A 21,332-nucleotide genomic window follows, 5' to 3' on the forward strand; every position below is an offset into this window, starting at 1 on the left:
CGATATTCTTTAAAAACAGCAAACCACTAAGCAGCCTCTTTTCTTTGTTGGGCTGCTTTTTTTATCGAAAGAGTCAACGAGAATTCAGCCATAGGTTCGTCACCATGTAAGCTAGGGCACAACGCGACGATTTTTACATCGCAATTCACTCGTTCACCCGTTGCCAACGTATGATCGAGCATCTCATCAATGACATGACCATCGTTACACACAAAGTGTACATCCGCTTCCGGACGTTTTAAAAACTCGGCTTTGACGCCTTTAAATGCTAAAGAGATCGCTTCTCCTTTTTCTTGCGCCTTGCTCATAGCAAGAAAACCACCAGCTACATCCGCCCCAACAGCTAAAGCGCCGAAATACATGCTATTCAAATGGTTCTTTGTTCTTCTTCGCAAAGGGATTCGAACCTCAACGTGCTCGCTATCTATCGCAATGATCTTAGGGTGACAAAGCCAAATCAGAGGCACTTTAGAAAAGCCAAATAGATTTAGGTACAAATTTGCACGACGTACAGCTGATAACATTTTGGTCTCCTTACCAATCTAGTCAGACCAGTTAATCAACGAAAGAAATAGATGTCAAAGAAATGTTAACAAAAGCTCGATCTCACGAGTTATTCAGCCACTAATTTAGTGACATTGTCACACAGATAAACATGAGGTTTGCCGCAGTTACCTTTATTGCCTAACGGTGAGTTAGATGAAATGGTTATAAATTCAAATGTATATATATATTGATTTAATGATCAAGTTTTGTCATTTATACATAAGTCATTTAAATGAATACCTACACCTTTGTATACAATTCGGTATTTCCTGGCGAAGATTCCCGTGAAACGGTTTATTCCTGCCTGTAATTCCGTTATCTTTACCCCTTCGCAATAGAGAATAAAGCTATAACATGCCTATAAAAACAGATGAATTGAGAACCCAACCTTTGGGTCCAATGCCTACCCCAGCAGAGCTAGGTAGTGTACATCCTATTACGGATGACGTTGCAGACCGTATCGCTCAATCTCGTCGTCAGATTGAAAACATTTTATCGGGTGAAGACGATCGCCTTCTTGCGATTGTAGGTCCGTGTTCTGTTCACGACACTGAAGCTGCCATTGATTACGCCACTCGCCTGAGTGAAATCCAAGACAAGTACAAAGACGAATTGTTTATCGTGATGCGTACTTACTTTGAAAAGCCTCGTACAGTAGTTGGTTGGAAAGGTTTAATTACTGACCCTAACCTAGATGGCTCTTACGCGCTTGAAGCTGGTCTCCATAAAGCACGTAAACTACTACTGGATATCAACAAGCTTGGTCTTGCGACTGCTACTGAGTTTCTTGATATGATTACTGGTCAATACATAGCGGATTTGATCACGTGGGGCGCGATCGGTGCTCGTACAACAGAATCGCAAATTCACCGTGAAATGGCATCGGCGCTGTCTTGCCCAGTTGGTTTCAAAAATGGCACAAATGGCAACGTAAAAATTGCAATTGATGCAATTCGCGCATCGAAAGCCTCGCATTACTTCTACTCTCCAGATAAGAATGGCCGCATGACGGTTTATCGTACAAGTGGTAACCCATATGGTCATATTATTTTACGCGGCGGAGAGAAAGGCCCTAACTTTGATGAAGCGTCAGTAAAACAAGCGTGTGATGCTCTAGCCGAGTTTGGCTTGCCACAACGTTTGGTTGTGGATTTCAGCCACGCAAACTGTCAGAAGCAGCACAGAAAACAAATCGACGTTGCTCAAGACATTTGTAACCAAATTAAGTCAGGCAGTACTCGTATTGCGGGTATCATGGCTGAAAGCTTTATTCTTGAAGGCAATCAGCCAATGACTGACATCAACAACCTAACGTATGGTCAATCTATTACAGACCCATGCCTAGGCTGGGAAGATACTGCTACAATGCTAGATATGCTGGCAAACGCCGTTAAATCCCGAAAGTCCCTATAACAAAATAATCAAGGAATCTTCATGCCATCGTTTGATATTGTTTCTGAAATCGATACGGTTGAACTACGTAACGCCGTTGATAATGCTAACCGTGAATTGTCTACTCGTTTCGATTTCCGCAACGTTAATGCGAGCTTTGAGCTAGTAGAAGAAAACGTAAAAATGTCTGCGGAAGGTGACTTCCAACTTAAGCAAATGCGCGATATTTTACGTGGCCACTTGGCAAAGCGTAATATTGATGCAAACGCAATGGATGCACAGGACCCAGATGTAACTGGTAAGAACTGGCACCAAACTCTGCTTTTCCGCCAAGGTATCGATACACCAACAGCCAAAAAAGTAGTGAAACTTATCAAAGACGCAAAGTTAAAAGTACAAGCCTCTATTCAAGGCGACAAGGTACGTGTTACTGGTAAGAAACGTGATGACCTGCAAGCGACAATGGCAGCGATTCGTGAAGCAGAGATGGGCATACCATTCCAGTTTAACAACTTCCGTGATTAATCTGTCTGAGAAGTAACTTAGTTTAAAAACGCCAGCGCATAGTTCGCTGGCGTTTTTGTTGGCCTTTTAATCGAGCAAGCCAAGTGCCCACTTTTTAACGTGGTTATATCACCAAGTCCTGCCCTTGCAGCAATAAGAACTCGCTCGTCCCTTTAGGGATAAACACGCAAACTCGAAGCTTTTCAGATTTAGCCTTGGTCAACATATCAGAGAGTTCAGCTGCGCTGGAGAAAGCTTCTCGCTCTGCATCTCTTCGTATTAGCTCTAACACGTTCGCTTCGCATCGAGTTGAGTAAAGTGCTAGCTCGGCTTGTTGCATGTAGCGCACGGCCTTAATTGGCAACATCTCAACGTCTTTCCCTACCTGTATCCAAGTACAACTTCCTTTTTCATCCAAAGGTGTTGCCATGGTCGCTTGGTAAATCGTTTCTAACTCTCTATTATCTCGCGCGTTTTCAACCTCAGGATTCGAGAAGAATTGCTCCCAAAACTTACGACGTAAATCGACGCTAGGTAGTGCTTCTTTAATCGAATTACGCTTTGAGTTAGCAAAGTCCGCCATCAACCCCATGTTTTGTGGCAGTATCGATTCAAGCTTTTCACGGATGTTTCGAATTAAAACTGGGGAGGCGCCGCCACTAGAAATAGCAATTTGTATGCGGCCACGATTGATCATAGAGGGCGTAATGAAGTCACAATAAGGCTTATCATCCACAACGTTCACTAGGATGCCTAATTCTTTCGCATCTTTATACACTTGGTGATTTAGCTCAGGATTATCTGTCGTGGCCCACACTTGAACAAAGTCTTTAGTGACAATGTCACTTGAATAGAAACGTTGTATCCAACGCACTTGATGCTCTGCAGCAAGCTTAGAGAGAAAATCGACCAACGTTGGAGAAACGATAGTGACATCCGCCCCTGCCTTTAGCAAAGCTTCCACCTTTCTGCTTGCCACTTCACCGCCGCCTACGACAAGAACGGGTTTATTGATTAAATCTAAGAACAGAGGAAAATATCGCATTTCAATCCATGATTACTCTAATTAGCTGTTGCAGACCATGCTACCAAAAATGGGGCAAGCTCATCACCCTGTTTCGGTATCACAAATAATTTTTGTTCGAATTTTTACTGAACTTCACCAAGCTCAGCTAATGACAGTTTTAATAACAACTTTTTATTCTCTTGTATTGTTCACTCTTCTATTGATTGTTCTGATGCACCAAATTGTCCATGATTTGCACTATTTACAAACAATTAACATTTCGTCATTCTAAATCTCAAGGCGCTTTGTAAGTTCTCTCAAAACTTCATTTAAATTATATATTTGAGAATTAACAGATCCTTTCCTACGCTTATAACTGGTTGATCTATCGAATACCGTTTCTTCGAAAATCAATCACGTAGGACGATAACTCTAACGAATTGGACACGTTATTTCAGGTCACTCCTGATTAAACATGGATCATACAGGAAGGATACAAATGGCAAATAAACTCACAGTTCTTGCTTCCGTCGTAGCGGCTTCTACTGCGATGATGGCAACATCAGCTCAAGCAGCAGACACTACTCTGGACAAAGTCACAAAACAAGGTTTTCTTACTTGTGGCGTAAGTACCGGTCTACCTGGTTTCTCTAACCCTAACTCAAAAGGTGAATGGGAAGGTATCGACGTAGAATATTGCCAAGCACTGGCTGCAGCCGTTCTTGGGGATAAAACGAAAGTTAAATATGTACCCCTAACCGCGAAAGAACGTTTCACTGCGCTTCAATCAGGTGAGATTGATGTGCTTTCTCGTAACACCACCTGGACACTGCATCGTGATACTGCACTTGGCCTCAACTTCGTAGGGGTAAACTACTACGATGGTCAAGGCTTCATGGTGAAGAAAGATCTTGGCATCTCAAGCGCAAAAGAGCTTGATGGTGCATCAGTTTGCGTACAGTCCGGTACAACAACTGAGCTGAACCTTGCTGACTACTTCCGTAACAGCGGTATGTCATACAAGCCGGTCGTATTTGATACGGCAGCCCAAACGTCAAAAGGTTTCGATGCAGGACGTTGTGATGTGTTAACGACTGACCAATCTGGTCTTTATGCATTGCGCCTGAACCTGAAAGATCCCTCTTCTGCAGCCGTTCTTCCGGAAATCATTTCTAAAGAACCACTAGGTCCCGTCGTTCGTCAAGGTGATGACCAATGGTTCAATATTGCGAAGTGGACATTATCAGCAATGATTAACGCCGAAGAGTATGGTATTAGTTCGAAAAATGCGGATGAAATGCTGAAATCGAAAGATCCAAACATCAAACGTATTCTTGGTGTTGACGGTCCGAAAGGCAAAGGTTTGGGTATTCGTGATGATTGGGGCTACCAAGTTATCAAGCAAGTCGGTAACTATGGTGAAAGCTTCGAACGCACAGTCGGTACTGGTTCGCCGTTAGAAATTTCTCGTGGCGTTAATGCGCTATGGAATGCAGGCGGCTTTATGTACGCGCCACCAATCCGATAGAACGAGTTAATCAGGGCGGTTCATGCCGCCCTTTTTCTTGATTTTATCCATCTGTATGAGTAAGGACCGCTCATTGAATGGCAAGAAGTATTCGCTTAGATAGGCTATTTCAACTCGAATATCGCCGTGTAGCTCTGGTGAAAACATGCTTCGACCAGCAAGGACGTGACTATTTATACAGGCAGATATCTATAACTAAGGTTTGAGGTTATCGCTGTATGAAACCGACAAAAGATGCATCGCCAAGTACGATGTCCAAACCGAGCGGAAGCAAGAGCTTGATTTATAATCCCGCCTTTCGTTCTGCTATTTTCCAGATCATTGCCATAGCTGCACTGGTATTTTTCTTTTACACGATTATTAACAACGCACTGAATAACTTAGATGCTCGTGGGATCGCTACGGGTTTCGGTTTTTTAAATCAAGAAGCCGGGTTTGGTATCGGGCTGACGCTAATTGAATACGATGAAACGTACTCTTACGGCAGAACGTTTATTATTGGCCTTCTAAATACGGCGCTGGTCTCCGTATTAGGTATTATTTTGGCTACCGTGATTGGTTTTACAATGGGGGTCGCTCGCCTTTCTTCTAACTGGTTAGTGAGTCGCTTGGCTGCTGTTTATATCGAAACGTTCCGAAATATCCCACTTCTTCTACAAATATTTTTCTGGTATTTCGCTGTTCTTCAAGCATTACCCTCACCTCGTCAAAGCTTGAGCCTTGGCGAAGCCATCTTCTTGAATGTTCGTGGTTTATATTTTCCAGCACCAGAAATGGAGCCAGGCAGTGGCTTTGTTATTGCTGCATTAATCTTCGGGGTAATCGCCAGCTTGCTGATTAATGTATGGGCGAATAACAAGCAACGCCTAACTGGGCAACAAACGCCAATGGGAAGAATAGCTTTAGGCTTAGTCGTTGGCCTTCCGCTGATTGTCTACTTCCTTGCTGGTATGCCAATTTCACTAAATTATCCTGAACTGAAAGGGTTTAACTTCCAAGGTGGTATTAGCATTATTCCTGAACTTGCTGCACTACTTTTGGCATTGAGTGTTTATACCGCCTCCTTCATTGCCGAAATTGTACGTTCTGGTATTAATGCGGTTAGCCATGGTCAAACGGAAGCGGCGATGTCGCTGGGCTTACCACGCGCGAAAACTTTAAAGCTTGTTGTCATTCCGCAAGCGTTACGAATTATTATTCCACCTTTAACCAGTCAATATCTCAACCTCACCAAAAACTCATCGTTAGCGATGGCGATTGGTTACCCAGATCTTGTCTCTGTCTTTGCTGGTACTACCCTGAACCAAACGGGGCAAGCGATTGAGATCATTGCGATGACGATGGGCGTGTACTTAACCTTAAGTCTGATTACGTCTGCATTAATGAACTTGTATAACCGTAAAGTCGCACTGGTGGAGAGATAATATGAGTACTCATCAATTTCAACCGGATCTCCCACCACCAGCCAATACCGTCGGCTTTGTTGGTTGGATGCGGAAAAACCTATTTAATGGACCTGTCAATTCCATTGTTACCGTAATTCTTGCTTATCTTGTCTTTAGTGCAATTTGGCATATCGTTGATTGGGCGTTTATCAACGCGGACTGGATTGGTTCGACGCGTGACGATTGCAGCCGAGAAGGTGCTTGCTGGGTATTTATCAGCGTGCGCTGGGAGCAGTTCATGTACGGTTTCTATCCTGAGTCTGAACTGTGGCGCCCTCGCCTTTTCTATATCACATTGGCTATATTTACTGTGTTGCTAGCGTATGAAAAGACACCGAAACGGATTTGGATTTGGCTTTTCTTCGTAAACATCTACCCATTCATTATCGCTGGGCTGTTATATGGTGGGATATTTGGGCTAGAAGTGGTCGATACACACAAGTGGGGCGGATTACTCGTTACGCTCATCATTGCGCTAGTCGGTATTGTCGTTTCATTACCGATTGGTGTGGTACTCGCGCTCGGTAGACGTTCAGAGATGCCCATCATTCGCAGTATTTGTACCGTCTATATTGAAGTTTGGCGTGGTGTGCCACTGATTACCGTTCTGTTCATGGCTTCCGTTATGCTGCCTTTGTTTATGTCCGAAGGGTCCGAGACAGACAAACTTATTCGCGCTCTTATTGGTGTGGTGATGTTTGCCTCGGCTTATATGGCAGAAGTGGTACGGGGCGGCTTGCAAGCGATTCCAAAAGGCCAATATGAGGCTGCCGACGCACTTGGGTTAAGTTACTGGAAAAAAACAGGGCTTATTATCTTGCCGCAAGCGCTGAAGATTACGATCCCTTCTATCGTGAACACGTTTATCGGATTGTTTAAAGACACCAGTTTGGTTCTTATCATTGGTATGTTTGACGTACTAGGTATAGGACAAGCAGCAAACACCGACCCTGACTGGCTAGGCTTTGCTACTGAAAGTTATGTATTTGTCGCGTTAGTGTTTTGGGTATTTTGTTTTGGCATGTCGCGTTATTCGATATGGCTTGAAAACAAACTTCATACCGGTCACAAACGATAACTCATCAAGCTCAAGGACGTATTATGACGCAACAACAAGACTATATGATCCAATTGAAGGACATGAATAAATGGTATGGTGAGTTTCACGTACTAAAGAATATTAACCTCGATGTTAAGCGTGGGGAAAAAATCGTAATCTGTGGCCCATCAGGGTCAGGAAAATCAACGATGATTCGCTGTATTAACCGCCTCGAAGAGCACCAAGCTGGTAGCATCTATGTTTCCGGTACGGAGTTAACTGAAGATTTAAAAAATATTGAAGCTGTACGCCGTGAAGTGGGCATGTGCTTTCAGCACTTTAACCTCTTCCCTCATCTAACCGTGCTAGAGAACTGCACGCTTGCGCCTATTTGGGTGAAAAAGATGCCAAAAGACGAGGCAGAAGCGGTCGCGATGAAATATCTGGAACGCGTTAAAATTCCGGACCAAGCAGAGAAATATCCTGGCCAGTTGTCTGGTGGTCAGCAACAACGCGTGGCGATTGCCCGTTCATTGTGTATGAACCCTAAAGTTATGCTTTTTGATGAACCAACATCAGCGCTTGATCCGGAGATGGTTCGCGAAGTGTTGGATGTAATGGTCGAGCTCGCCGAGGAAGGCATGACCATGCTCTGTGTAACACATGAAATGGGGTTTGCGAAAGAGGTTGCCGATCGTGTGATATTTATGGACGCAGGAGAGATCATCGAAGAGAACAACCCTGTTGATTTCTTTGAAAACCCTCAATCAGATCGAACTCAAAACTTCCTAGCACAAATCTTACATCACTAAGATATTTTGCAATTGGCATAATAAAAGCACTGATTTCAATGAAGTCAGTGCTTTTTGTTACTAAATTCAAAATTCTGTGTGACAATTGCTATGACTTTGCTCTGCAGTAATATTGTGTTACAAGTTGTCAAATACATAACATCTTATTTCTATTATTATTTTATCTAAGTTACGCATGGTTAGGGCTTGATTTTTTGAACTTTCAATCCCATAAATGTACTTAAAAGAAAGTCTCTTATCGAGGAAGATTATGAACAGTCCAATGTTTACCCGCACTTCAACACAAGAAAGTGCTCTACAAACAAACAAAGTATTGCGTAATACTTACGCACTACTTTCAATGACGCTTTTATGGTCGGCAGTCGTTGCTGGCGTAGCAATGGCATTTAACCTGCCACATCCAGGAATCATCCTAATGTTGGTTGGTTTCTACGGCCTGTTATTCTTAACAGAGAAAAACCGTAACAACAGCCTTGGCCTTGTGTTTACGTTCTTATTCACTGGTTTCTTAGGCTACACGATTGGTCCAATCTTAAACATGTACATCGGTGCTGGGATGGGCGATATCGTATTAACCGCTCTAGGTGGTACGGCGCTATCTTTCATGGCGGCATCAGCTTATGCACTAACAACAAAACGTGACCTATCTATGATGGGCGGCTTGATGCTATCGCTGTTTGTTGTGCTTGTTGTGGGTATGATTGCAAGTTTCTTTATTCAATCAACCATTTTACACTTGGCGTTGAGTAGCTTGTTTATCATTTTCTCTACGATGGCGATCCTGATGACAACACAAAGCATTATTCGTGGCGGTGAGACAAACTACATCTCTGCGACAGTGACTTTGTATGTATCAATCTACAACATCTTCATCAGCCTACTAAGCATTCTAGGTATTATGAACGACGATTAATCGTTCAACACAAGATGAATTTAAAAAGCCCGAAGGTATTTTCCTTCGGGCTTTTTCTTTGTCAGTGATTAAGTACATTACGCCTGTTCGACTGCTAACTCGATAACTTCATCAGCCTCAGGGTTTTCTCTAAAACGTCTCACTTTAATCGTATCTTCACCCAATATAATTTGCTTGGCGATTCGATGCATACCATCAAAAACGCGGTAATCATTGGTTAAAATTACGGGATACGACAAATCGGCATTGTTGATGCGTTGGCAATGCTTCGCGATCTCACGACAGGTTGGCTGTGGTCCATCATCACTAAACCAGGTCACTTCATTAGGGCCTTTGATATCATCAATAGCAATTTCTTCTACAGGTAGGGACTCCGCGAGCTCCCAAATACGCTCAATAGACCAAATGGATTTTACGTTGTCATTTATTTCAATGTAACGTTGTTTCGACATGACTAACTCCTTGTCATCGTTATTGTTTACAACCAGAATGTAGGTTGCTTATCAACCAAGAGAATATCGGTCTATAAGAGCAAACACAACGTCGTAAGCTATTCATTCACCGATAAAATTCCATATTCAGACAAGTAGCCAAGAAAAAACCAAAACAAAAATGAATAAGCCTGGATATCCATGCAATTTTATTGGTACTCACCCCGAAAAATTTCTAACAAACTGAATAGTTTCCTATTTATTTGAATAAAAGAGCATTTATATCAAAGCACCTGGCTCAGTCAAAAAGCACTCACCATTTTGTACGCTTTTGCTTCGCTCGGCACTACTTCGAGATTCTTTTGTTGAGAACATCCTCACCTGTCGCTAATCTATAAACATCCATGTTCACTTAACGGATAAAACGTTATGTTCGTTTACAACGGCAAAGAAATTGAAACTGATGCTCAAGGCTACTTACTGGATCATACTCAATGGGAAGAAGGTATGATTGAGCTTTTAGCAAAAGAAGAAGACATCGAGCTTACGGATGCTCATTTGGAAGTTGTGCACTTTGTGCGAGATTTTTATGAAGAGTTTAATACTTCCCCTGCTGTGCGTATGCTTGTCAAAGCAATGGAAAAAGCGCACGGCCCAGAAAAAGGTAACAGTAAGTATCTATTCAAGCTGTTTAAAAAGGGGCCAGCCAAACAAGCGACTAAATTAGCCGGCCTACCAAAGCCAGCTAAATGCTTGTAGAATTTACAAAATCTTAAAACCGCGCAACGGCTTATATGACGCAGACTCCTGTATCACACTCTCTACTGTTGCCGTTCGCGGGCCTTCTTTCAACCACTCGGAAAACGCACCTATTTGTGCATCTGTTCCACACGCCATAACTTCAACATCACCATCGTTTAGGTTCTTCGCGTAACCCGTCAAACCCAGTTTCAATCCTTGATGGGAAGTATGGTAACGAAAGCCGACGCCTTGAACGTGACCTTTTACTATAAATCTCTCACACTTTACGTTCATCTTTGTACCGCTTCTTTTTACTGAGTGATATATTCTTTTCGTCTATTCACCCCACTAAGGATAGTGGGTTTTTGCACGGTTATTATAATTATGAAAGAAATTCCATTCCGCTGGATTGATAAGTATCTCATTCACTTAAAGATTCAAGAAAAGTTCTATTTGCTCTTCGTTCTCCCTCTTCTTGCTTTAGTCATTCTCACTCTCGTCCTTAATAGCGCGGCTAATACGTTGATCTCAAGTATGTACCAAGAAGAGCTCATGCTTATGAAAGGTCTGATAGAGGCAGGCAACCTTTCTCAATCGCAAGTAGCAAACCTCATAGCTGGTTCAGAAACCGTTTCTCTTGGCTCTGGTCCGCAATCCGTGTCTGTTCTAAATGGTGCGTACAGCTTGGTTGCAAACCATGAACTTTCTCTATGGACTGCCCTATCAACGACTCAAGTGAGCATCATCTGTGTGAGCTTGTTTATTCTCGCGCTTGGCGTTTACTACATCATGACGTTTATCGGCGGCGCAATGTTCACAATGAATAAAGCATTAAACACCCTAGCGGATGGTGACCTAACCGCGAGAATGAACTTCTTCCCAGTTCGCGACGAGTTTAGTGAAATTGCTATTACGATAGACAAAGTTGCAGAACGAGAGCAACAAATGGTGCTGTCGATTCAAGAGTCTGTGGCGTTAATGCAACAAATTAGCTCAGACCTGAATCAATCAATTCATCACAGTTCAGATATTTCTGCGACGCAACAAGAGCACCTCAACTCTCTTGCGAGTGCAACGGAACAGATGGCATCAACGATTCGAGAAGTCGCGACATTAGCTCACGATTCAAGCGCGCAAACCGATGATGCGCGCAGCGTGGCTCAGTCTGGACAAGTAAAAGTAGAGAATACGCTTCACTCGATTTCGAACCTCTCTAATGAGATTCAATCTGCGTCTCAGGCAGTAGCGGAGTTAGATGCCAATGCCGCACAAATTGATGAAGTCGTGACAACCATTAATGGGATTTCCGAGCAAACTAACCTACTTGCATTGAACGCAGCCATTGAAGCAGCACGCGCTGGTGAGCAAGGTCGTGGATTTGCGGTCGTTGCGGATGAGGTTCGCGCTCTTGCGGGACGCACTCAGCATGCGACGGTTGAAATCCAAACGATGATCGAATCATTACAGCGTAACAGTCAATCACTTACTAAACTGATGGAAGTGACTGTCAACAATGCAAATGAGGGACAAAACCTCATGACGGAAGTGAATCACGAAATCGGCTCTTTGGCAGATAAAAATCAAACTATCTCCGACAGTAGCATTCAAATTGCAACAGCGGCTGAAGAGCAAGGTGTAGTCGCGGACAATATCGCCTCAAGCGTTGAAGAGATTCGAGTTCAAGCAGATAACGTGTGCAATATGATCAGCACGACTTCACAAAACGTGGATCAACTGCGTAAGCAAAGCGACACCATGGAGTCGCTCCTTACTGGACTTAAAGCGTAGCAACGTAATCTGTTACGACCAGTTCAAATAAAAGGGTTACTTTAGTGACCCTTTTTTGTATTTAAAAGCCACTACAATGTACTGGATTGCCGAGGGATATTGCTTTTACCATTCACATCCCGGACAATACGCCCCTTTCAAAATTCAACAAGAGCTAAAGAAATGACAGCTGCTATCTATTTGGTAAAAGGTCGTGAGAAATCGGTCAAGCGCAAGCACCCTTGGATCTTCTCTCGAGGCATCAACAAAGTTGAGGGCGAACCCGCTCTTGGCGAAACGGTTGATGTATTCACTCACGACGGTAAATGGCTAGCTAAAGCGGCATATTCGCCAGCTTCACAAATTCGTGCTCGTATTTGGAGTTTTGATAAAGAAGAGATCGACACCGCATTTTTCGTAAAACGATTAAAAGACGCACAACTTCTTCGTGAAGACATTATCGAACGTGATGGCCTTACGGGTTACCGCCTTATCGCGGCAGAGTCTGATGGTATGCCAGGCGTTACGATTGACCGTTACCAAAACTTTTTTGTGTGTCAACTTCTCAGTGCTGGCGCAGAACACAATAAACAGGCCATTGTTGATGCTCTAGTTGAGTGCTTCCCTGATTGTAATGTGTACGAGCGTTCTGACGTCGCGGTACGTAAGAAAGAGGGTTTGAAAGAAACCACGGGCGTCTTGCACGGCGAAGAGCCACCTAAATCGGTCGTCATCGAAGAAAATGGCGTAAAGATTAGTGTAGATATCGTTGGCGGTCATAAAACAGGTTTCTACCTAGATCAACGTGATAGTCGCCAGCAAGCGATGAAATATATGAAAGGCAAGGAAGTTCTTAACTGCTTCTCTTACACAGGTGGCTTCGGACTTTACGCTCTGAAAGGTGATGCAAAGCGTGTGATAAACGCTGACGTATCACAACCTGCTCTAGACACTGCGAAGTTCAACGCAGAACTGAATGAATTTGATATCTCGAAGAAGCGCGCCGTGTTCCTAAACGCAGACGTGTTTAAACTACTTCGTGAGTATCGTGACCAAGGAACTCAGTTCGATGTGGTTATCATGGATCCACCTAAGTTTGCAGACAGTAAAGCCCAACTAAACGGCGCATGTCGTGGTTACAAAGACATCAACATGCTAGCAATGCAAATCCTAAAACCTGGCGGTACGCTACTGACCTATTCGTGCTCTGGCTTAATGGATCAAGTTTTGTTCCAGAAAATCATTGCTGACGCAGCCTTAGATGCTAACCGCCAAGTAAAGTTTGTGGAGCGCTTTGAACAAGCTGCTGACCACCCAACCGATGCAGCATACCCGGAAGGTTTCTACCTGAAAGGTTTTGCATGTAAAGTTCTGTAATCACAGTGTTAGTTTACCGTATTATTAAATAAAAAAACGGAGCGAAAAAACGCTCCGTTTTTTATCTTTGGCCATCTATTCTCGTAATTGATCGAGATTAGAAATCAGACTATTGGCAATATCGGCTGCAGAGGCACCATCAAAGTTAACCTCTAGCTGTTGTCCATCTTTGTTGATGGTCAACGTCGAGTTACCTCCACTTTCAGTCACTTCAACGGAAATGTCATCCACACTGCCGCGATAGTCACCCGAACCAAGATCATCAAGCAAGGCGGAGATATCCGTACCACTCATATCGTCAAATACATCGGTAAAATCAAGCTGATCCCCGTCACTGAAATCTGTCACGGTATCAGTTGCGGATTGCATTTCTGTCCATTTGAATACGTCATCACCTTCACCGCCAGTCAAGATATCATTACCTAAACCACCGATGATCAGGTCATTGCCTTCAGTACCAACCAGAATATCATCGCCATCTGTCCCCATAACCAGATTCAGATCCGAATTTAATGCCATGGTTTGATAACCAAGCGCCGTGACAGCGTCTACCGTGACGTTCTCGAAATCAACCGCTACCGTAGCTTCGTTACTTACCGCACCATCAGTGTCAATAGCTTGGTAGGTAAAGTCATCGTTCACGTCAGTAAAACTGGTGATTTCAGTTCCAACCAAGGTAAAGCCCGCTTTATCACTCGCGCTATCGGTTTCTGGAGTAAGTCGAATTTCATCAAAGCTGCCATTTGCTAACGCAACGGTAATAGAACCTTCGTGGTTGCTGGTATAAGTAATATCCGTTGAGTAAAACTGCTGAACATCAACAAGTGCACCATTTAGGAAGATGTATGCCGTTAACCATGCACCACCACTGTTGAAGCGGTCATTCAGACTGGCTAAGTTCAGTTTCGCTTCGTTAGCTGATAAATCCTCATCCAGTTCTAACGTAATATATTCACCAGTACTGATTTCATCACCCTGACCCGTTTCATTTGGCGAAACGACAACCAATCCGACCTGTTGATTCGCAAAATCGACTGAAATCTGAGCGTCGGAATCAAAGATGATGCTGTTGCCAATGGTGATGATCTGGCCTCCAGTGAACGTTAAGTTCGAGTTAGGAGGAGTGTAAGAACCAACCAAAATATCTTTCCCTTGATCTTCAAGAAGATCGGCTGAGTCAAAGCTCTGCTCCTCAAAGAAATCTTCAGTCAGACGATACTTAACCTCTGTGTTTTCAGGGAACTGTGTGGTTTCGTCTATAATGACTTCCTGTCCATTTCCATCCACATAATACAGTTCACCGTGTTCAGGAAGGCTAACGACCTGAATTAAAATATCATCATCATTTGCAGTAACTGCGTCATCTTCGAGATCTTCAACACGCTGTTCCCCAGACGTCGTTATTCCATCAAATTCAACATCCTGAACCGGGAAAATACCATTTTGAACATCGAGCGAAATGATGAAATCACGGGCTGTAGGTGGTGAGTTATCCACGATGGTCGCCAGACCAGTATCGCTGCCTTGCACTGCTCCCAAGCCAGTTACTGTAACGCTGAAATCTTCAGGGCCTTCGTACACACCGTCATCAATTGACTTGATGCGTAGATCAAATTCCGTCATACCTGCCGGCACCGTCACAATGCCGCTTACAGGTACACTTACCCAACCTGAACCGGTGTTGTACTCTAGAGTGCCAAGGTCACCTACTTCTGTTTCATCCAGATTCAGCGTTAACTGAACCTGGAGCGCTGCTTCTGAGGCATTACTCAATGACACGGTAAATGTAGCGAAATTACCTTCATCAATGGTACCCGCATCCGAGATAGACACAGTTGGTCGATCGTCATCCGTTTTAGTGCCATCATCCACAATGGTCGCCAAACCAGTATCGGTGCCCTGAACTGCGCCCAAACCCGTCACGGTCACGCTGAAGTCTTCCGGACCTTCATAAACTTCATCATCAATGGTCGCAATGCGCACATCAAATTCGGTAAGCATTGCTGGCACTGTTACGATGCCATCGACAGGCACAGCAACCCAACCTGCTCCGGTGTTATATTCTAGCGAGCCAAGATCATCCACTTCTGTTTCGTCTGGGTTTAAGGTCAACTGCACCTGGACTGTACCTTCCGAAGCATTACTCAATGACACGGTAAACGTCGCGATATCACCCTCATCTACGATACCCGCATCTGAGATAGATACGGTCGGGCGATCATCATCCGGGTCAGGACCAGGGCCGTTACCGCCGTCGTAAATAATGCCCAACGCAGTGTCAGTACCAAGTACTCCAGTTGCACCTTGCACTGCAACCGTGAAGGTTTCATCTCCTTCATACACATCGTCGTCCGTGGTTGGGACAAACAGTTTGAGATCGGTTTCACCTGCTGGGATAGTATACGTGCCATCACTGTTGGCGGTCACGACAGTTACTCCATCAGATAATGTCAGCTTAATAGCACCAATGTCGCCAGGCTCTGCCGTATTAGTTCCTCCTGTTGATGTGCTCAACCTTACCGTCACGTCAATATCGGCAGCCTCCGACAACCGGACGGTATACACAGCCTCAGTACCTTCATTCACGCCCACGCTATCTTCGACAATATAGACACTTGGACGGTCATCGTCTGGATCGGGACCAGGGCCGTTACCACCGTCGTAAATAATGCCCAGCGCACTGTCACTGCCTAGGACGCCCGTGTCACCTTGTACCGCCACAGTGAAGGTTTCATCCCCTTCGTAGACGCCATCATCTGTGGTTGGCACAGTGACTTTCAGCTCGTTCTCACCGGCGGGAATGGTATACGTACCGTCACTGTTGGCATTCACCACTGTCACACCATCAGCAAGGGTCACCACAAAGCTACCTATATCGTCCGCTTCCGCCGTGTTGCTGCCGTCGGTTGAGGTGTTCAACCTGACGGTCACATCGATATCGGCCGCCGCCGATAATCTAACGGTATACACAGCCTCAGTACCTTCATTCACGCCAACGCTATCTTCGACAATATAGACACTTGGACGGTCATCATCTGGATCGGGACCTGGACCACTGCCGTCATCCACAATCGTCGCCGTGCCCGTATCACTGCCTTGTACTGCGCCAATGCCCGTTACCGTAACACTGAAATCTTCCGGACCTTCGTATACCGCATCATCAATGGAAGCGATACGCACATCAAACTCAGTCTGCCCGGCAGGCACCGTCACCACGCCATCGTTTGGTACTGTGACCCAGCCACTTCCCGTGTTGTATTCCAAGGAGCCTAAGTCTCCGGCTTCGGTATCGCCTAAGTTGAGGCCGAGTTCAACTTGAACAGTTGACTCTGAGGCGTTCGATAAGGTGACTTTAAAGTTAGCCGTATCACCTTCATTAATGGTGCCAGCGTCGGTAATAGTCACACTTGGACGGTCATCATCCGGATCAGGCCCCGGGCCACTGCCGTCATCCACTATCGTTGCCGTCCCCGTATCACTGCCTTGTACTGCGCTAATGCCCGTTACCGTAACGCCGAAATCCTCTGGGCCTTCATAAACGGCGTCATCAATAGAAGCAATGCGCACATCAAATTCGGTCTGTCCGGCAGGCACCGTCACCACACCATCGTTTGGTACTATGACCCAGCCACTTCCCGTGTTGTATTCTAGGGTGCCCAAATCTCCAACTTCGGTATCGCCGAGATTAAGACCCAACTCCACCTGCGTTTCGGCTTCAGACGCATTCGATAACGTAACTTTGAAGTTAGCTGTTTCACCTTCATTAATAATGCCAGCATCGGTAATGGTTACATTCGGACGGTCATCGTCTGGATCAGGTCCTGGACCACTGCCGTCATCCACTATCGTCGCCGTACCCGTATCACTGCCTTGTACTGCGCCAATGCCAGTTACCGTCACACTGAAATCTTCTGGACCTTCGTACACCGCATCGTCAATAGAAGCAATGCGCACATCAAACTCAGTTTGCCCGGCAGGCACCGTCACCACACCGTCGTTTGGCACCGTAACCCAACCGGAGCCCGTGTTGTATTCTAAGGTGCCTAAGTCACCCGCTTCGGTATCGCCTAAGTTGAGGCCAAGTTCAACTTGAACAGTAGACTCTGAGGCATTCGATAAGGTGACTTTGAAGTTCGCAGTCTCACCCTCATTAATGGTGCCAGCGTCGGTAATAGCCACACTCGGACGGTCATCGTCTGGAGCGGGACCTGGGCCACTGCTGTCATCCACAATCGTTGCCGTACCTGTATCGCTGCCTTGCACCGCCCCTATGCCCGTCACCGTCACGCTGAAATCTTCTGGACCTTCGTACACCGCGTCATCAATGGAAGCGATACGCACATCAAATTCGGTCTGTCCGGCAGGCACCGTCACCACACCATCGTTTGGTACTGTGACCCAACCACTTCCCGTGTTGTATTCCAAGGTGCCTAAGTCGCCGGCTTCTGTATCACCTAGGTTGAGACTTAGTTCGACCTCAACATCTGTAGCTGATGGATTCGATAAAGACACTTTAAAGCTGGCTAACTCACCTTCATTAATCGTCCCTGCATCGCTCATCGTTACCGTTGGACGATCATCATCAGGACTTAAACCAGGCCCACTACCATCATCAACAATGGTTGCAATCCCAGTTGCAGGTGTACTTTGTTCTTCTGTGTTGCCAGAAAGCGTAAATGTTTCTGGACCTTCGAATATAGAGTCATTTATAGAATCGAGAGAAACCGTAAAACCATTTTCACCTAACGGGACCGAGACTGTAAAAGTACCATTATCATCAACTGAGATTTCTTCTGTTGTGCCATCGGAAAATGTTATGAGAACACTCTCGTTGACGTAGTCACTTCCGCTCTTGTCAGTAGATCCACCAGTCGCAGTCTGATCGAACAGAGAAAAAGTGATATTGATATTGTCTTCTGTTGGTTGGTTAAGTGTGACGTCGAAGGAAACCAGATCGCCCTCATTGACAGTTGGGCTAGAAATCTCTTGAACAATTACTGTTGCAGGAACTGATATTGCTGTTGGTTCTGGTGGTTGAATTTGGAAAATATCGAGTAGCGTCTCTACCTGAGTACTTGAAAATCCTGTTCCGTCAGTTCCCACTGTCTCAAAATTGGTACTGGCGAGTAATTCAGCACCTGTGCGATCTATAGCCACCGTATTTTGTGGGCTAGACCCGTTTCCTTCACCTGCAGCAGGCTCAAACTCTTCACCCAGCTCAGTCGGGTCTTCCCCACTAGCAATTGCTTCAATTAACGCTGTGATATCATCAGTTACGTTTATCGAACTTCCTTGTGGTGTCACCTGCTCGATCACAAGCTCAGAAGTATCTGATACCTCATCAATTATTAACTCTCCTGGTTGAGGTAGTTGTCCCTCTTCTAGGGTCCTAATTTCCCCATCCAGCCCGATAACCACGATGTTGCCCATCAATGAGCTCAAAGTTACTCGATCCATATCTACCTCGCCCCACTTCAAACCAAGTCAAAAGTTTGTCACCCCTACATTTACGTCTATAGTTTAGTCAAAATCATCATTTTTTCGTTGTATGCGCAGCTCGTGGGATGCTTGGTAACTCAAGGGGCGGAGTTATTCAAAAAGTATAGAGTTACGCTAGCTGCGAAACGCTATGATATTAAGAATTCAAGCTTTTCTCCGAGCTAAACTTGCTATGTTGCTAAGCAACATTCGACATATGTGCTAAGGTTTTAAAAGGCGAAATCTTGGGTTTTTGAAACAAAAGCTTTGTTTTAACAGTAGGTTGATAAATCCCTTACTCAAGCACTGTTATTTATGATGTTTCGTCTCAGTTATGAGATGAAATAGCAAAAAGCAACACGAATTTTTAGGAGAAATACCGTGAAATGGAACCGACTAAATATTGCTTGCTGCTGTAGTTTAATAGTGTCTTTACCCGTTTTCGGTCAAACTTTAGAGCAAGCCGTGGCATTGACGTTAAAAAACAATCCTGACATTAAGAGTGCATTTAATGAATTTACGAGCAGAAAATACGTAAATGAAGCCTCTTCGGGTGCTTACTTGCCCTCTATTGATCTAGATGCGGGAATTGGGTATGAAGGATTAGACCCTTCTGACGAGGTGGGACGTGGGGATACAGATTACACTCGAAAGGAAGCTTCGGTAACACTAACTCAGCTCATATGGGATGGCAGTGCAACCTTAAATGATATCGATCGTACCGCAGCTGACGCTGAATCAGTAAGATTTCAACTTTTAGCCGATGCATCAGATAAAGCGCTTGAAGTCACCAAAGTGTATCTAGATGCAGTAAAAGCTTACGAAATACTCAAGCTTTCTGAAAATAACTTGGCGGTTCACAAAGATATTTACGAAGACATTAAAAAACGAGTCAACTCAGGTATCGGCTCTACCGCTGACTTAACACAGGTAGAAGCACGTTTGGCAAAAGCACACGGTAATTTGGCAGCTGCTCAAAATAATTTGTACGACTCTCACACTATGTTCACTCGTTTAGTGGGTCAAACCCCGCAAGGGTTGATCTTTCCAAGAGCGGATCAGAATTTCATTCCATACACCATTGATGAAGCGGTAGGTTTGGCATTTGAGCTGCACCCTGTCATTCAGGTCGCGCTCGCAGACGTAGACTCGGCTAAGTTTCAATACAAACAATCTAAAGGTGTTAATTACCCAACCATTTCCATTGAAGCTTCACAAACATGGCGTGACGACGCTGATGGCTTAAAAGGTCGAAGTGATGAAACACTTGCCATGCTGCGTCTACGCTACAACCTATTTAATGGCGGCAGTGACGCTGCAAACTCAGAAAACTTCGCCTATCAGTTAAACAAAGCGAAAGACTTACGTGAAGGTGCTTATCGCAATGTTGAAGAAGGGTTAAGGCTTTCATGGAGCGCACTGGATTTGACCCTACAGCAAAAAGAGTTCCTGTCAGATCATGTAGACTCGGCATCTGAAACCGTTATTGCGTATGAAAAACAATATCGCATTGGTAAGCGAACGCTGCTTGATCTATTGAATACTGAAAACGAACTCTTTGAGGCACGTAAAGACTACTTAGATTCTAAATACGCAGAGCAGTACGCCAAATATCGAGTGATGAACGCAACAGGTCAACTGTTGAGTGCATTAAGGGTTGAAATGCCTAAAGAATGGCTAGAAGAAGTGGAGTATTAATTATGAAATACATAACTCTTATTGCACTCTCATTGATGATTTCGGCATGCAGTTCATCCGATAAAGGCGATGAATATGATTATATTGATACGCCAATTGCCGATCAGTGGGCAGATCATCTTGATGATGATTCTGATGGAGTCATTAATGAGCGCGATTTATGTCCGGGTACTCCTTTAGGTGCAGAGATAGATAACGATGGCTGCGGTTCGTATGTCGACTCCTCGCAAGAAATGCAAATTCGAGTTCTGTTCGCGAATGATTCCGATGTGATCAATCCTATCTTTACGGAGCAAATTCGAGAACTATCCGACTTCTTGAAGGAGTATCCAAATACATCGATAGAGATTCAGGGCTATGCCAGTCGTACTGGTACTGCAGAACACAATCTTGACTTATCTAAACGCCGCGCTGAGAACGTTAGAAAAGAACTCATGATGAATGGTATTAGTGGAGATAGAGTCACCATTGTCGGCTATGGAGACACGGTACTTGCAACACAAGGCACCGACCAAGTGAGTCATGCGTTGAACCGTCGAGTCACCGCAACGGTGATTGGCCACAAAGGTGAAGTGAAGAAAGAGTGGACCGTTTTCACGACACTTCCTAAGAGCTAACATCGCGATGAACTGAGTTTAAAAGTAAAAGGTCTGGC

Annotated in this window: 18 protein-coding genes; 12 read left to right on the forward strand and 6 right to left on the reverse strand. The window is 44.6% G+C overall.

What is annotated here, in order from left to right; genetic code table 11:
* Window positions 1-26: 26 nt before the first annotated feature.
* A complete protein-coding gene (locus ACZ5ZC_RS15650; RefSeq protein ID WP_395200452.1) occupies window positions 27-524 on the reverse strand; it encodes a PaaI family thioesterase in 498 nt (165 codons plus the stop codon).
* Between the two features lie 376 nt (window positions 525-900).
* On the opposite strand from ACZ5ZC_RS15650, the gene ACZ5ZC_RS15655 reads away from it, so the two are divergent.
* A complete protein-coding gene (locus tag ACZ5ZC_RS15655; RefSeq protein WP_006743262.1) occupies window positions 901-1,959 on the forward strand; it encodes a 3-deoxy-7-phosphoheptulonate synthase in 1,059 nt (352 codons plus the stop codon).
* A gap of 21 nt (window positions 1,960-1,980) precedes the next feature.
* Entirely contained in the window at window positions 1,981-2,463 is a 483-nt protein-coding gene (locus tag ACZ5ZC_RS15660; protein WP_005377415.1) for a YajQ family cyclic di-GMP-binding protein, read from the forward strand.
* 103 nt (window positions 2,464-2,566) lie between these two features.
* Here ACZ5ZC_RS15660 and ACZ5ZC_RS15665 read toward each other — a convergent pair whose 3' ends face one another.
* Entirely contained in the window at window positions 2,567-3,487 is a 921-nt protein-coding gene (locus ACZ5ZC_RS15665; RefSeq protein ID WP_464932085.1) for a precorrin-2 dehydrogenase/sirohydrochlorin ferrochelatase family protein, read from the reverse strand.
* Between the two features lie 460 nt (window positions 3,488-3,947).
* On the opposite strand from ACZ5ZC_RS15665, the gene ACZ5ZC_RS15670 reads away from it, so the two are divergent.
* Window positions 3,948-4,976 (forward strand): amino acid ABC transporter substrate-binding protein, encoded by a 1,029-nt coding sequence (locus tag ACZ5ZC_RS15670; protein WP_005396567.1) that lies wholly within the window; start codon window positions 3,948-3,950, stop codon window positions 4,974-4,976.
* Window positions 4,977-4,982: 6 nt separating this feature from the next.
* Here the strand turns inward: ACZ5ZC_RS15670 and ACZ5ZC_RS15675 are convergent, their stop codons facing one another.
* Window positions 4,983-5,123: a hypothetical protein gene (locus ACZ5ZC_RS15675; protein ID WP_464932086.1), complete on the reverse strand. Its 141-nt coding sequence runs from the start codon at window positions 5,121-5,123 to the stop codon at window positions 4,983-4,985.
* 71 nt (window positions 5,124-5,194) lie between these two features.
* On the opposite strand from ACZ5ZC_RS15675, the gene ACZ5ZC_RS15680 reads away from it, so the two are divergent.
* From ACZ5ZC_RS15680 to ACZ5ZC_RS15695, 4 genes are all read left to right on the forward strand, one after another.
* The gene (locus ACZ5ZC_RS15680; protein ID WP_006743259.1) at window positions 5,195-6,400 is read left to right on the forward strand and encodes an amino acid ABC transporter permease; all 1,206 of its coding nucleotides are present in this window, start codon (window positions 5,195-5,197) and stop codon (window positions 6,398-6,400) included.
* 1 nt (window position 6,401) lies between these two features.
* On the forward strand, window positions 6,402-7,499 hold the full coding sequence (locus tag ACZ5ZC_RS15685) for an amino acid ABC transporter permease (RefSeq protein ID WP_012841798.1): 1,098 nt from the start codon (window positions 6,402-6,404) through the stop codon (window positions 7,497-7,499).
* Window positions 7,500-7,522: 23 nt separating this feature from the next.
* Window positions 7,523-8,272: an amino acid ABC transporter ATP-binding protein gene (locus ACZ5ZC_RS15690; protein WP_005377400.1), complete on the forward strand. Its 750-nt coding sequence runs from the start codon at window positions 7,523-7,525 to the stop codon at window positions 8,270-8,272.
* A gap of 250 nt (window positions 8,273-8,522) precedes the next feature.
* Complete coding sequence (locus tag ACZ5ZC_RS15695) at window positions 8,523-9,185, forward strand: Bax inhibitor-1/YccA family protein (RefSeq protein ID WP_005396571.1); 663 nt, start codon at window positions 8,523-8,525, stop codon at window positions 9,183-9,185.
* 77 nt (window positions 9,186-9,262) lie between these two features.
* Here the strand turns inward: ACZ5ZC_RS15695 and ACZ5ZC_RS15700 are convergent, their stop codons facing one another.
* Window positions 9,263-9,637 (reverse strand): chromosome partitioning protein ParB, encoded by a 375-nt coding sequence (locus ACZ5ZC_RS15700; RefSeq protein WP_054867049.1) that lies wholly within the window; start codon window positions 9,635-9,637, stop codon window positions 9,263-9,265.
* Window positions 9,638-10,045: 408 nt separating this feature from the next.
* Here ACZ5ZC_RS15700 and ACZ5ZC_RS15705 point away from each other — a divergent pair, with 408 nt between their 5' ends.
* The gene (locus ACZ5ZC_RS15705) at window positions 10,046-10,375 is read left to right on the forward strand and encodes a TusE/DsrC/DsvC family sulfur relay protein (RefSeq protein WP_005377396.1); all 330 of its coding nucleotides are present in this window, start codon (window positions 10,046-10,048) and stop codon (window positions 10,373-10,375) included.
* 3 nt (window positions 10,376-10,378) lie between these two features.
* Here the strand turns inward: ACZ5ZC_RS15705 and yccX are convergent, their stop codons facing one another.
* Window positions 10,379-10,651, reverse strand: a complete 273-nt coding sequence (gene yccX / locus ACZ5ZC_RS15710) for an acylphosphatase (RefSeq protein ID WP_054867047.1) — start codon at window positions 10,649-10,651, stop codon at window positions 10,379-10,381.
* A 90-nt stretch (window positions 10,652-10,741) separates the two neighbouring features.
* Between yccX and ACZ5ZC_RS15715 the strand changes: the two genes are divergently transcribed.
* Window positions 10,742-12,145 carry a methyl-accepting chemotaxis protein gene (locus tag ACZ5ZC_RS15715; RefSeq protein WP_048626420.1) on the forward strand — a complete coding sequence of 468 codons (1,404 nt, stop codon included), beginning with the start codon at window positions 10,742-10,744 and terminating at the stop codon, window positions 12,143-12,145.
* Between the two features lie 162 nt (window positions 12,146-12,307).
* The gene (locus tag ACZ5ZC_RS15720) at window positions 12,308-13,501 is read left to right on the forward strand and encodes a class I SAM-dependent methyltransferase (RefSeq protein WP_048626421.1); all 1,194 of its coding nucleotides are present in this window, start codon (window positions 12,308-12,310) and stop codon (window positions 13,499-13,501) included.
* A 75-nt stretch (window positions 13,502-13,576) separates the two neighbouring features.
* Here the strand turns inward: ACZ5ZC_RS15720 and ACZ5ZC_RS15725 are convergent, their stop codons facing one another.
* Complete coding sequence (locus ACZ5ZC_RS15725; RefSeq protein WP_464932088.1) at window positions 13,577-18,958, reverse strand: Calx-beta domain-containing protein; 5,382 nt, start codon at window positions 18,956-18,958, stop codon at window positions 13,577-13,579.
* A 402-nt stretch (window positions 18,959-19,360) separates the two neighbouring features.
* On the opposite strand from ACZ5ZC_RS15725, the gene ACZ5ZC_RS15730 reads away from it, so the two are divergent.
* Both ACZ5ZC_RS15730 and ACZ5ZC_RS15735 read left to right on the forward strand, forming a co-directional pair.
* The gene (locus ACZ5ZC_RS15730; RefSeq protein ID WP_048626423.1) at window positions 19,361-20,677 is read left to right on the forward strand and encodes a TolC family outer membrane protein; all 1,317 of its coding nucleotides are present in this window, start codon (window positions 19,361-19,363) and stop codon (window positions 20,675-20,677) included.
* 2 nt (window positions 20,678-20,679) lie between these two features.
* Window positions 20,680-21,294: an OmpA family protein gene (locus tag ACZ5ZC_RS15735; RefSeq protein ID WP_006741557.1), complete on the forward strand. Its 615-nt coding sequence runs from the start codon at window positions 20,680-20,682 to the stop codon at window positions 21,292-21,294.
* Window positions 21,295-21,332 lie beyond the last annotated feature (38 nt).

The organism is Vibrio sp. JCM 18905 (assembly GCF_055393305.1).

Bases quoted from the DNA above. Each gene is read 5' to 3' on its own strand.
- ACZ5ZC_RS15650 (WP_395200452.1), bottom strand. From the start codon at position 524: ATGTTATCAGCTGTACGTCGTGCAAATTTGTACCTAAATCTATTTGGC.
- ACZ5ZC_RS15655 (WP_006743262.1), top strand. From the start codon at position 901: ATGCCTATAAAAACAGATGAATTGAGAACCCAACCTTTGGGTCCAATG.
- ACZ5ZC_RS15660 (WP_005377415.1), top strand. From the start codon at position 1,981: ATGCCATCGTTTGATATTGTTTCTGAAATCGATACGGTTGAACTACGT.
- ACZ5ZC_RS15665 (WP_464932085.1), bottom strand. From the start codon at position 3,487: ATGCGATATTTTCCTCTGTTCTTAGATTTAATCAATAAACCCGTTCTT.
- ACZ5ZC_RS15670 (WP_005396567.1), top strand. From the start codon at position 3,948: ATGGCAAATAAACTCACAGTTCTTGCTTCCGTCGTAGCGGCTTCTACT.
- ACZ5ZC_RS15675 (WP_464932086.1), bottom strand. From the start codon at position 5,123: ATGTTTTCACCAGAGCTACACGGCGATATTCGAGTTGAAATAGCCTAT.
- ACZ5ZC_RS15680 (WP_006743259.1), top strand. From the start codon at position 5,195: ATGAAACCGACAAAAGATGCATCGCCAAGTACGATGTCCAAACCGAGC.
- ACZ5ZC_RS15685 (WP_012841798.1), top strand. From the start codon at position 6,402: ATGAGTACTCATCAATTTCAACCGGATCTCCCACCACCAGCCAATACC.
- ACZ5ZC_RS15690 (WP_005377400.1), top strand. From the start codon at position 7,523: ATGACGCAACAACAAGACTATATGATCCAATTGAAGGACATGAATAAA.
- ACZ5ZC_RS15695 (WP_005396571.1), top strand. From the start codon at position 8,523: ATGAACAGTCCAATGTTTACCCGCACTTCAACACAAGAAAGTGCTCTA.
- ACZ5ZC_RS15700 (WP_054867049.1), bottom strand. From the start codon at position 9,637: ATGTCGAAACAACGTTACATTGAAATAAATGACAACGTAAAATCCATT.
- ACZ5ZC_RS15705 (WP_005377396.1), top strand. From the start codon at position 10,046: ATGTTCGTTTACAACGGCAAAGAAATTGAAACTGATGCTCAAGGCTAC.
- yccX (WP_054867047.1), bottom strand. From the start codon at position 10,651: ATGAACGTAAAGTGTGAGAGATTTATAGTAAAAGGTCACGTTCAAGGC.
- ACZ5ZC_RS15715 (WP_048626420.1), top strand. From the start codon at position 10,742: ATGAAAGAAATTCCATTCCGCTGGATTGATAAGTATCTCATTCACTTA.
- ACZ5ZC_RS15720 (WP_048626421.1), top strand. From the start codon at position 12,308: ATGACAGCTGCTATCTATTTGGTAAAAGGTCGTGAGAAATCGGTCAAG.
- ACZ5ZC_RS15725 (WP_464932088.1), bottom strand. From the start codon at position 18,958: ATGGATCGAGTAACTTTGAGCTCATTGATGGGCAACATCGTGGTTATC.
- ACZ5ZC_RS15735 (WP_006741557.1), top strand. From the start codon at position 20,680: ATGAAATACATAACTCTTATTGCACTCTCATTGATGATTTCGGCATGC.